A 12,995-nucleotide genomic window follows, 5' to 3' on the forward strand; every position below is an offset into this window, starting at 1 on the left:
CACGAGGTGCGGCAGACTGCACGCCATGGCCGTGAGCGATCTTCCCCAGTGGCAGGCCCTGCAGGACCATCACGCACAGGTGGGGGAGGTGCACCTGCGGACCTTGTTCGAGGAGGACCCCACGCGTGGGGAGCGGCTCGTCGCCGAGGTCGGAGGGGTGTACCTCGACTACTCCAAGCACCGGGTCACCGACGAGACGATGCGGCTGCTGGTCGACCTGGCCGAGGCGTGCGGGCTGCGCCGTCGCATCGACGCGATGTTCGCGGGCGAGCGCATCAACACCACGGAGGACCGGGCGGTGCTCCATGTCGCGCTGCGTGCCTCGGCGGACAGGGTCATCGAGGTGGACGGCCAGGACGTGGTCCCGGACGTGCAGGAGGTGCTGGGCCGGATGCGGGTCTTCGCCGACGACGTGCGGGAGGGCCGGTGGACCGGGCACACCGGCAAGCGCATCCGCACTGTGGTCAACATCGGCATCGGCGGCTCCGACCTCGGGCCGGCCATGGCCTACGAGGCGCTGCGCGACGCCACGACCAGGGACATGACCTTCCGGTTCGTGTCCAACGTCGACGCTGCCGACATCGTGGAGGCCACGCGCGACCTGGACCCGGAGGAGACCCTGTTCGTCGTCGCCTCCAAGACCTTCACCACCGTGGAGACGCTCACCAACGCGCGGACCGCGCGCGAGTGGCTGGTCGCCGCTCTCGGCGAGGAGGCCGTCGCCCGCCACTTCGTGGCGGTGTCGACCAACCGGGAGAAGGTGACCGACTTCGGGATCGACCCGGGCAGCATGTTCGGCTTCTGGGACTGGGTCGGCGGACGCTACTCCTTCACCTCTGCCATCGGCCTGTCGCTCATGGTCGCCATCGGGCCCGACGCCTTCGAGGAGATGCTCGCGGGCTTCCGCACCATGGACGACCACTTCCGCACCGCCCCCCTGGAGAGCAACATCCCGGTCCTGATGGGGCTGCTGGGGGTCTGGTACGGCAACTTCTTCGGCGCCGACACGCACGCGGTGCTGCCCTACAGCCAGTACCTCCAGCGGTTCCCGGCCTACCTCCAGCAGCTCGACATGGAGAGCAACGGCAAGTCGGTGACGCTCGACGGCTCTCCGGTGGGCGTGCAGACCGGTCCGGTGGTCTGGGGACAGCCGGGCACCAACGGTCAGCACGCCTTCTACCAGCTCATCCACCAGGGCACCAAGCTCGTGCCGGCCGACTTCATCGGAGTGGTCGAGCCGTTCCACGACGGCCCCGGCTCGCTCGGGACCCAGCACGACCTGCTCACCGCCAACCTGCTCGCCCAGACCGAGGCGCTGGCCATGGGCAAGACCGCGGAGGAGGTGCGGGCCGACGGGGTGTCCGGCACGTTGGTGGCCCACCGCACCTTCCCGGGCAACAGCCCGACCTCCACACTCCTGGTCGACCGGCTCTCACCGCATACGCTCGGCCAGCTGGTCGCCCTCTACGAGCACAAGGTCTTCGTGCAGGGCGCCATCTGGGGCATCAACAGCTTCGACCAGTGGGGTGTCGAGCTCGGCAAGGTGCTGGCCCAGCAGATCGACCCCGAGCTCGTGGGCGACGTGGCCGAGCTGAGCCACGACAGCTCGACCAACGCGTTGATCCGCCGGTACCGCACCGGGCGAGGCCGCTCCACGGCCTGACCTGTCCCGGGCTGCGAGGTCAGCGGGCGGGACGCGAGGTCTGACGCAGCTGCCGGGCGACGGCCTGGGCGCGCCCCCGGACGTCGAGCTTGCGGTAGATGCTGGAGGTGTGGTGCATCACCGTCTTGGGGGTGATGCCCAACGCGGCGGAGATCTCCTTGTTGGACTCACCGGCGACGAGCCGCTCCAGCACCTGCTCCTCCCGCTCGGTCAGGTGGCGCGTCCCCTCCAGCGGTGCGGTCGGCACCTCGGGGGCCATCGAGGCGGTGTAGGTGATGGCTTCCTGGGCGGCCGTCGCGTGCCCGAGGGCAGCCCCGGCGGCGTAGGCCGCCTCCAGCTCGCCGTCCCCCCCGCTCGCCCGGAACGCCTCCAGGGCCTGGTCGTAGCGCTGCCCGGCCCAGGGCGGCAGGCTGGGGCGCAGGACCGGGAGATGGACCGAGGTCATGCCGTGGAACCGCGCCGCCTGCACCGGGTCGTCATGGGCCTGGGCAACATAGGCCAGGCACATCAACGGAGCCCCGCACCACCCCCAGACGCCGGCGGCACGGGCCATGGCGATGGCCTCGCCGCAGTGGACGGCGGCAGCGGGGAGGTCGCCGGCGCGCAGGGCGTCCATGGCTGCCACGGGCTGGACCCAGGCCTGCGTATGCCGGTCGCCGGACCGGCGCGCCCCGGTCACCAGCTCGTCGGCCGTGGGCAGCGGCAGGCCGGTGTCGGCACTGCCGGGCAGGGTCCGCAGCAGACCTGCGGTAGGCACCACCAGGGCGGGGTCCTCCAGGTGCAGTGCTCGCTCGTGGGCCGCGCGAGCCCACGACAGGGCTTCGTCGACCCGGCCCTCCTGGTGCGCCAGCATGCCGGACCACAGCTCGAACCGGGTCAGGTTGTAGGTGTCGGCCAGGGACCGCGCGAGTGCGAGGCCCTCGGCGCACAGCGGGACGATGCTCTCCCGGTGGTGCAGCGTGCGGGAGGTCCGCACAGCGAGCGCCAGCACCCCGACCAGCACCTCAGGGGAGGCCGTGCGGGCCAGCGCGACCGCCGCGTCCAGGTCGGGCAGCACGGAGTCGACCTCCTCCGCGTGCCTGGCGCTCTCGGCACGGTGCAGTGCGTGCCACGCCCGCAGCTGGGACCGGATGCCCGGGGCTGCGCCGCGACAGTCCGCGACGTCGCGGGTGCGCTGGAGCAGCGCGACATGAGCAGCGTGGGTGCCGCGGTTGAGCCACAGGGGGGCCAGCGCCAGGCACAGCGTGCTCGCCGCAGCCGAGTCCGCGGATCGCAGGGCGTCGTGCAGCGCCGTCACCAGGTCGACCTCGACCGGCTGGACGAGGCGCCTGGCGGTGGTGGGCCGTCCTCCGGCCTCGGCCGCCAGGGAGCGGGTCGCCACGTCCTGGGCCCAGAGGTGGTGCCGACGGTCGAGGTCGCGCAGGCAGGCCTGACCATGGACACCGAGCTCGTGCCGGGCGTGCTCGCGCACGAGCGGGTGCAGGGAGAACAGGCTGGCGCCGGAGCGGTGGTCCGCGTCCACCAGGTGCACGTCGACCAGGGTCGAGAGCCTCTCCACGACGTCGGGCAGCCCGGAGACCGCCTCGACCGCCTCGACACCCACCGCGCTGCCGAAGACGGTCAGCTCCTGGAGCAGCTCACGCTCGGGTGCGGCGAGGAGCGCCAGACTCCACCCGATGGACCCGAAGAGGTCGGGCTCGTCCCCCCCGCCATCGGGGGAGGAGCAGCCCAGCACCTCTCTCGACGAGGAGCGTTCGAGCAGCCTGCGCAGCGTCGGGGGTGAGAACGCGGCGGTGCGCGCTGCGGCGAGCTCGATCGCCAGTGGCAGCCCACCGAGCCGGACGCAGACGGCCGCGATGTCGGACAGCGCTGGGCCGTCCATCCGCGCTGTCGTGCCGGTGGCAGCGGCGACGTCGAGGAAGAGCTGCACCGCAGGGTGCCGGGCCAGCCCAGCCGTCGGAGCCTGCGGGTCGGCGTCGGCGAAGGGCTGCAGGCGCACCACGCGCTCGCCGGGGACGTGCAGGGGGGCGCGTGCCGTGACCAGGAGGCGCAGGTCCGGCCTGGACCCCAGCAGTGCGGAGAGCGCCTCGGCGGCGTCGGGCGTGCGATGCACGTCGTCCACCACCACGAGGCCGGGCATGCCCTCGAGGGCGGCGGCGACCGCGGGCGCGAGCAGGCCGTGCTCGAGCACCTGACGGGCGTCGACGGTGGCGACCGGCCCGACGTCGAGGTCCGGCAGGTCGGCGACGTGCCGCGCCAGCCGCGACTTGCCGACGCCGGGGAGCCCGGTCAGCGTGACCAGCCGGCAGCGCGCTTGGCCGAGCAGCCGGACGACCTCCGCCACGGCCTCGCTGCGCCCGCGGAGCGGCATGTGCGACGACACCCCGGTGAGTATTCCAGACCGTCGCACCCCTATAGGGCATTTGCCCGATGCGGCCAGGACGGGACCTCTGCTGGACTCGGCATGCCCGTGCGGTCGGCGCGGGTCAACCGAGGAGTCGGCTATGCGCAACGATCACGTGGTCCTGGGATCCCTGCTCTCGCTGGTGCTGGTCGGGACGGTGTCCGTGGCGCCGATCTCGGCCACGGTCGACCCCGATGCGGGGCCTGGCGGGTCCGCTCTGGGGCGTGAGCCGCTGATGACCCCCGAGGCCCTCGGCGACGGCAGTGTCGACGGGTTGCAGTACGCCGACCCCGCCGAGGCCCTGTCCACCATCTCACCGCCGGAGGCCTCGAGCGACGGTGGTGCCCAGCTCGGCTACCCGCTGCTGCTGCCGCCGGGCCGCGGGATCACCCCCGAGCTGGCCTTGACCTACGACTCCGGCGGAGGCAACGGGTGGCTGGGCCTGGGCTGGGACCTGTCGGTCGGCGAGGTCGCCGTCGACACCAGCTTCGGCGCGCCCCACTTCGACCCCGACCTGGAGAGCGAGACCTACCTGCTCGACGGGGAGATGCTCGTGCCCAACTCCCTCGGTGAGACCTGGGAGCCCCGGGTGGCGGGCGACCGACAGGACTACACCCGCCAGGTCGAGTCCGACTACGAGCAGGTCATCCGCCGGTCCGTGGGCGACGGGGGCCCCGACGACTACTACTGGGAGGTGCACGACAAGGAGGGCAACGTCCGCTGGTACGGCGGGCACCCGGACTCCGGTGGTCCGGTCGGCACACCTGTGCAGAAGGCGGGGGAGGACCTCACGATCGACCGGGACGCCATCGTGTACGACGAGGCGGGCAACGCCGTGCGCTGGCTGCTCTCCGCCCAGCGTGACGTCGGCGTGAACCTCATCCGCTACGAGTACGAGACGATCCACTACGCGGAGGCCGGCACCGGCTGGAGCCCCGTCGAGACCTGCTCCTCCAGCGCCACGGCTGTCTGTGCCCGACACACCTACCTCAGCAAGATCGAGTACACCGCTGCCGCGCAGGCCTCCGGGATGCCTGAGGACCCGGCGTACGAGGTGCACTTCGAGCTCGAGTCCGACCTGGCCCCGGACGCGGACGTGCGCCTCGACCCGGTGGTCGACGGCATGGGTGGCTACGTCGACCTCGTGACCGAACGGCTGGCCCGGGTCGAGGTGCGCTACGGCGCACGCGACGGGGCCGGGGCGCGTGACTACGACCAGGTCGCCGTGCGCTTCGACCTCGACTACACCCACCCCGGCGGTCCCCGCCCCTTCGGCAAGACGCTGCTCAGGTCGGTCGCGCAGAGCGGTGGCACGGCCGACGAGGCCGTCCACGAGTTCGAGTACTACGACGAGGTGACAGACGGCGACGGCACCTACGACGGCTTCGCCGAGCAGGCGCAGACCTGGGACACCGGCTCCGACCTGCCCAGCCGCCTGCTCCTCGACTCCGAGGTCTCGGTGGGGGCGCTCGGGTCGTCCCAGAGCAACTCGGCCGAGGGCCACGCCTACATCGGCTTCAACCCGGCGATCCCTCAGAAGGTGGGCTCGTTCGGCGGCTCGATCCAGATCGGTGGGGGCAGGACCGAGGCCATGTCCGAGTGGGTCGACCTCAACGGGGACTCGCTGCCGGACAAGGTGTTCCTGGAAGGCAGCGAGGTCAAGTTCCGGCTCAACCGCAGCGGCCCGAGCGGGGAGACGTCCTTCGGAGGTGTGAGGACGGCGACAGGGATATCGGCGCTGTCCTCCGAGAGCAACCTCGGGCTGCAGGGGTCCGTGGAGGCCCACCTGGGGGTCACCGTGGCCTTCGGGCTGGGCGCCGACGTCTCGTGGGGCGACACCTACTTCACCGACGTCAACAGCGACGGGCTGCCCGACCTCGTCACCGGCGGCCAGGTCTTCTTCAACCGGCTGGTCGCGGGCGTCCCGACGTTCGCGACCGGCAGCGACGGCACGTTCGTGCCTCTTCCCGACAACAGCGTCACGCCGGACATCTCGGTCGAGCGGCTCGACGAGATCCAGGCAGACCTCGCCCAGCAGTCGCCCCTGGTGGACACCGTGCGCCGCTGGGAGGCGCCCTTCGGCGGCACCGTGTCCATCGACGCGCCGGTGACCCTCGACCCGCCCAACGGCTCCTCGGTCGACGGCGTCAGGGTCGCCGTGGAGCACGACGGGGACGAGCTCGAGTCGGCCAACCTGCTCTCCACCGGAGCCACCGCCTTCGGCGCCCCGATCACCCGCGAGGTCGACCCCGGTGACCACCTCTACTTCCGGGTGGGCTCGGTCAACGACGGCGCCAACGACGAGGTGGAGTGGGCCCCTGTCGTGAGCTACACGGCGATCGACGACGTGGCCGACGTGGCCGACGTGCCGCTCGACGTCAATGGCCTGTCCCAGACCGAGTTCTCGGCGGCCGACGACTTCACCCTGGCCGGCCGGCCCGACACCCTCGTCGTGATGCCCTTCGAGGGGACGGTGCGCTTCGAGGCCGTCGTGGACAAGACCGCGGTCACCACCGACGAGCTGCGCCTCGTACTGGAGCACAACGGCGTCACGGTCGCCGGCTCCGACATCACGATCCCCGCCGACCTCGTCGGCAAGCAGACGCTCTCCGTCGACTTCTCGGTCGCGGAGCCGGTGCTGCCGGACCCGGACGACCCGGACGCGCCCACCTCGCAGGACACGGTCCACGCCCGCCTGGCGGTGGACTCGCCGATCGACCTGACGGTGGTCGACTGGGCACCGCGTGTCTTCTACACGGCTGCGGTGAACCGGCAGGACGAGCCGGTGGACGTCGGTAGCCCCACCGAGCCCACCATCGTCGTCGACCTCGCACCGGAGGTCGACCAGTACCCCCAGCGGTCGACCAGCGAGGTGTCCACCCCCTGGGAGGCCACGACGAGCGACACCGTCGACGCGGTCGTCGCGCTGAACCTGCTGGCCGACAACCCCGGTGGACGCGCCGTCCTCTCGGTGAAGTCCGTCGACGGCGTGGTCGCGCAGCAGGATCTCACCATCCCCGCCAGCGACTCCTCCGACTCCTTCGAGACCGTCGTCGACCTCGACGCGGCGATCACCTCCGGTGAGGACTACTGGGTCGACCTCGTCATCCGAGACGCGGGCGTCTCGGAACGCACGACCTTCGGCTCGGTGGCACTGCGTCCCGACGGCGCCGACGATGACGACGACGACGTCGACGTCCCCGCCACCCTGCACTGGAGCGGGCGGCAGGGCATCTTCCCGCTGGGCTACCGCGGCTGGGCCGTGGCCGGCTACACCGCCCCCGGGGCCCTGGCGACGACGCCGGTCGACGAGTCGGCGTTCGTGATCGACACGGACGAGCTGCCGAGCGACCCGGTGGCGCCCAGCGGCTTCGAGGACCTCGAGACCGAGGCTCCGGAGCCGGACCCCTCGTTCGCGTTCCTGCCGGTCGCCTCACCGGTCGTGCTGGAGAACCAACCCGCACCGTTCGCCGGCCCCGTGTGGCGGGGGAGCCGGGACAACATCGCAGCCACGGCCGACCGCGTCCGGTCCTCCCGCTACGGGGCCGACAGCGTGGAGATCGGTGCCTCGACCGGTGGGTCCGGGCGAGGGGTGACCCGGGTGGGGGTCGCCGCTCCCTCCGCGGCGCTCTCCTTCGGTCTGGGCCCCCTCGGTGCTTCGTTCGGTGTCGGTCCGAGCTTCGGGCTGGTCGACTACGAGGACATGAACGGTGACGGCTACCCCGACGTCATCACCCCGGCCAACATCCACTACACGACGCAGCGTGGCACCTTCGCCTCGGCGGCCCGCTCGTTCAGCGAGCTCATGGACGTCACCAACCAGGACCTGACCTTCTCGGTGAGCGGAGGCCTGTCCAGCGGCCTGGTCGACATCAAGTCGAACACCAAGGGCAAGACGAACGCGACCCAGGGCTCCGCCGCCGGCAAGGGCGACGACGCCAACGACTCGGGCGGCGGTGTGGGCATCGGCGTGGAGGTCAACGCCAGCTGGACCAGTCCCAACGCCTCCGGCCCGGCCGACTCCGCGCTGGTCGACGGCATCGGCGCCGACCCGACGCAGACCTACGGCGACCAGCTGTCCGAGACGCCGGGGGACTCCAGTGGGCAGGGCGCGCCCATCCAGCAGGAGCTCGCGGACGTCAACGGGGACGGGCTCCCCGACCGGGTCTTCACCACGCCGGAGGGCGTCTTCGCGCACTACAACCTCGGCTACGCCTTCACCCAGGGCGCGGTGAAGATCAGCAGCGGCGGCTTCGAGGCGATGGAGTCCTATGCGGGGGCGCTGTCCCTGGGCTTCTCCACGCCGTGGGCGGAGTTCTCCGGGGGTGTGGCGCTGAACTGGAACTACGACCTCGCGCGCTACACCTGGGCCGACGTCAACGGCGACGGCATCCTCGACCAGGTCCACAAGCGCAGCACGGCGGGCTCGCCCTACGTGGCCTTCGGCACCGGCTCCGGCGTCCTGACCCCGCGGGTGTACGGCACCATGCAGAGCGCCAGCCCTGCCAACGGGGTGGACACCGGGCCACAGGCATCCTTCGACCGCAGCAACTCCCTCGGGGGAGGCTTCGACTTCACGGTCTACGTCGGCCCGCTGTGTCTGGTCGCGTGCTACCTCGTCATCAACCCGGGCGCGAGCTACCAGAACTCCGTGAGCTCCCCGGAGGTCGACCTGCAGGACGTGGACGGTGACGGCTTCGCCGACTCGGTCTCCACCACCGACGACGACGAGCTCAAGGTGCGCCTGAACCAGCACGGCCGCACCAACCTGCTCGCCGGGGTGAGCAACCCCCTGGGTGGCCACATCGGCCTGGAGTACGAGCGCGACGGCAACACCGTCGACCACCCCGACTCGGTGTGGACCATGAGCAAGGTCGAGGTCGACGACGGCCGCCCCGGTGACGGGGCGGACGTGCTGGCCACCGCCTACGAGTACTCCGGTCTGCGGTACGACCGGGTGCACCGTCAGTCGCTGGGCTACTCGACGGTGCGCGAGCGCGAGCTCGACGCCGCGTCGGGTGACCCGGTCCGGGACACGGAGCGGACGTTCCTCAACGACAACGTCTTCGTCTCCGGTCTGGAGACCGCGGCTCTGGTGACCGACGCCCAGACCGGCGAGAACCTGCGCGGAGCCACCATGGAGTGGGGCTTCCGCGACGTGCGCGTCGCGCCGGACGACGTCCGCGCACCGGTCGAGACCGTCTCGGCGCCGCTGCTGGACGGGCTCACCGGTGTCGGGTCGCTGGGCCGCTCGGTCGCGCCGCTGATGCTGGAGGTCGGGGAGCAGTTCTACGACGGCCCGGACGTGGGCCAGGAGACCCGGACGACCTTCGTCTACGACGGTCTGGGCAACGTCCTCGTGCAGGCGGACGAGGGCGAGACCGACGACCCCGGCGACGACCTGGTCGCGAGCTTCACCTACAGCGACTGCGAGATCTCCTCCTCGGTCGGCTGCGTGGACGAGCCTGCGAACACCTCCCCGTTGTGGTCGGACACGCTGTGCTCGACCTGGGTGAGCCTGCCTGCGGTGGTCGAGGTCACCAACGGTGCCAGTGGGGCGGACGAGGTGGTCTACCGGCACCGCGACGGCCGTGCCGACCTGTGCGACAACGCCTCCGTCACCCACCTGGAGGAGCGGGTCGACGACTCGACGGTGGCGGTGACCTCCCTGGCCTACAACGCCTTCGGCAGCTACGACCGGATCGTGTACCCCGAGGGCGAGGACGGCATCCGCTACGCCGTGGCCTACACCTACGACGACGACCGCTCCTCCGACATCGCCGAGGTCACCGACTACGACCTCGACGACGCGGCAGTGCAGGACTTCCTGGACAGCGGCTCCGTCGCCGGCGCCGTGCGCGTCGGGCTGACCTCGTCCGCGACGTTCGAGCCGCTCTCGGGCCGGGTGGCCTCGCGCACCGACGCCAACGGCAACGAGACGACCTACGGGTACGACGCGCTGGGGCGCATCGTCTCGATCAGCAGCCCACGCCCGTCCGACCCCGAGCCCCTGGTCACCTACGAGTACCACCCGTCAGCCGAGGACTACGGGTATGCGGTGGCCCGGCACTACGACGCCTTCAACCCCGGTGACACCATTGACACGGTCACCTTCGTGGACGGCATCGGCCGGGTGACGCAGACCAAGCGGGACGCCCGGCTCTTCGACGGAGCAGGGCAGCCGGCGGTGGACGGCCGGATCGTCAGCGGGGCGACCACCTTCGACGCCCTCGGACGTGCGGTGGAGCAGTACTACCCGGTCGCCGACAGCGAGACCCTGGAGACCTACGAGCTCGACGTGCCCGCAACCGCGCCCACCACCACCGAGTACGACCTGTGGGACATGCCTGTCGTCGTGGTCGAGCCCGGCGACCGACGCACCGAGACGTCATACGAGTATGCCGAGCTGGACGGCGTGGTCGTCTACAAGACGACCACGACCGACCCGAGGGACCGGGCCACGGTCAGCTGGACCGACGTGCGTGACCGGGTGCTGGCGCTCGACGACGAGCCCGAGGGCGCCGAGGCGCTGCGCGCGACGTACGAGTACAACGGCATGGGTGAGCTGCTCACCTTCGTCGACACCGCCGGTGAGACGACGACCCACAGCTACGACATGCTCGGACGGCGGCTGACCAGCCAGACCCCGGACGGTGGGCTCGTCGAGCTCTCCTACGACCCCGAGGGCAAGCTGGTGAGCAGGGTCAACCCCAACCTGCGCGCGGCGGGGGAGGCGACCACCTACGGCTACGAGCTGAGCAGGCTCGTGTCCGTCGACCACCCGGGCGCCACTCCCGACGTCCGCTACACCTACGGCGACATGGGTGCTGCAGGCAACGGCGCCGGACGCATCGTGCGGTCCGAGGACGGGACGAGGATCGTGAGCATGGCCTACGACGAGGCCGGCGCACTGGTCGAGCAGACCGCGGAGATGAAGCTGCACAACTGGGACCCGAGCAAGGACACCTCGCGGTTCCGCTGGACGACGGCCTGGGCCTACGACGGCCTCGGCCGGGTGGAGTCGATGGTCTACCCCGACGGCCAACGGCTGGCCTACGACTACGACGCCGGCGGCCAGCCGCTGAGCGTCGTGGGCGAGGAGGACGGCTACGAGACCGTGGTGGTCGGCGTCGACGAGGAGGGCAACGACATCACGGAGCAGCAGCCGCGCACGTGGGAGTACGACTACCTGCTGGACCGGCAGTACGACGAGTTCCTCACCCCGCGGTTCGCCGAGCTGGGCAACGGGGTGAGCACGCAGTGGTCCTACGACGAGGACACGCGGCGGTTGGCGCGGGTGCAGTCCCTGTCCCCGAACCGCAACGTGCCGGACCCGGCATACCAGGAGATCCAGGACCTGAACTACACCTACGACGCGGTGGGCAACCCGCTGACCTACGTCAACGACCTGCCGGCCCCCCTGCCCAGCCTCTTCGGAGGTGCCACCCGGCAGTCCTACACCTACGACCCCTACGACCGTCTGGTCGAGGCGTCGGGGGAGTGGGACCAGTCCAAGGACCGGATGCGCCGGTACACCGTCGAGCTGGGCTACGACGAGTTCGGCAACGTCGTGGCCAAGGACCAGCGCGACGAGGTCTACAACGGTCGACGCGGTCTGGTCCAGCGTGACACGACCTACTCCTTCGACCGCCTGTACGAGGAGGAGGCACCGCACCAGGCGACCTCGGTCGGCAGGGACACCTACCACTACGACGCGAACGGCAACCTGCTCGGCCTCAAGGACTCGCGGGACCGCTGGATCCGGCAGCTCACCTGGGACGCGACCGACCGGCTGCGCGTCGTCGACGACGCCTCGTCGACGACGACCTACCGGTACGACGACACCGGCCAGCGGACCATCGAGCGTGGGCCCCAGGGAGAGACGGCCTTCGTCAACCCGTGGGTCACGGTGCGCAACGGCACCGAGATGTTCAAGCACGTCTGGGTGGGTGAGGAGCGCCTCGCCACCCAGCGTGACGACGGCGGTGAGGAGGAGCTCAAACGCTACTTCCTGCACAAGGACCTGCAGGGCAGCACGAACATGGTCACCGACTACCGCGGTGACACGTTCCAGCACCACGAGTACTTCCCGACCGGTGAGGTGTGGATCGACGAGAGCAGCACGGTCTTCCGCACGCCCTACCAGTTCGCCGGGTCCTACACCGACGAGGTGCGTGACCTGCTGAGCACCGGAGCACGCTGGTACGACCCGCAGCGGGAGCTGATGTACTCGGCCGACCCGATCCTCGTGGACGACCCCACAGCCGTCGTCGACCAGCCCAGCCTGAGCACGGCATACGCGTATGCCGGGTCGAACCCGGTGGCGAACGTCGACCCCACCGGCTACGTGTTCACCAGCGCCCAGGCACCGGCCGTCATCAAGGCGCACGAGGCCGACCGCGCGAGGCTCAAGGCCAACCCGAAGCTGGCCGGCATCGTCGCCGACAGCCTGCAGACCCGGCTGCCACGCTCCTTCGTGCGGCTCGGCCTGGACATCGAACGCGCCGACCGGCTGCAGAAGTTCGCCGACCGGTTCGACGCGAAGCCCTTCGTGGAGATCAACCTGAGCGAGGGCACGGTGAAGTTCAGCCTCGGCATCGGCAAGCGGCTGAAGGTGGGCGGAGACTCCAGCAGCGCGACGGGTGCGCAGACCTCAGACGTGGCGACGACCCAGGGCAGCGGACCGAGCGCCACCAACGGTCAGCCGCCGCCGACGGGCGGCAGCAGCGCGCAGGCCCCGCAGTCGCCCGCGCAGACCTCGATGGGTGCGGGCTCCCAGGCCGATGCGGGGTCCTCCGCCCAGCCGCCGCCGCGGCCACCGAAGCCGCTCCCGAAGTCGCCGGCCCAGACTTCTGGTGCCGGGGACGCAGGGGTGGCGCGCGCTGGCCAGTGAGCCGGGCACGGCCCCTTCGGACCGGCCGCACGAGT

At 71.1% G+C, this 12,995-nt stretch carries 3 protein-coding genes; 2 read left to right on the plus strand and 1 reads right to left on the minus strand.

The genetic code is table 11. From position 1 onward, the window contains the following. Positions 1-25: 25 nt before the first annotated feature. The gene (pgi, locus tag LVO85_RS14760) at positions 26-1,663 is read left to right on the plus strand and encodes a glucose-6-phosphate isomerase (RefSeq protein ID WP_232748260.1); all 1,638 of its coding nucleotides are present in this window, start codon (positions 26-28) and stop codon (positions 1,661-1,663) included. Positions 1,664-1,682: 19 nt separating this feature from the next. Here pgi and LVO85_RS17105 read toward each other — a convergent pair whose 3' ends face one another. Next, positions 1,683-4,046, minus strand: a complete 2,364-nt coding sequence (locus tag LVO85_RS17105) for a LuxR C-terminal-related transcriptional regulator (protein ID WP_232748261.1) — start codon at positions 4,044-4,046, stop codon at positions 1,683-1,685. 121 nt (positions 4,047-4,167) lie between these two features. Between LVO85_RS17105 and LVO85_RS14770 the strand changes: the two genes are divergently transcribed. Further along, positions 4,168-12,960 (plus strand): SpvB/TcaC N-terminal domain-containing protein, encoded by an 8,793-nt coding sequence (locus tag LVO85_RS14770; protein ID WP_232748262.1) that lies wholly within the window; start codon positions 4,168-4,170, stop codon positions 12,958-12,960. Positions 12,961-12,995 lie beyond the last annotated feature (35 nt).

It is taken from the genome of Ornithinimicrobium sediminis, from assembly GCF_021272345.1.
Lineage (GTDB): Bacteria > Actinomycetota > Actinomycetes > Actinomycetales > Dermatophilaceae > Ornithinicoccus > Ornithinicoccus sediminis_B.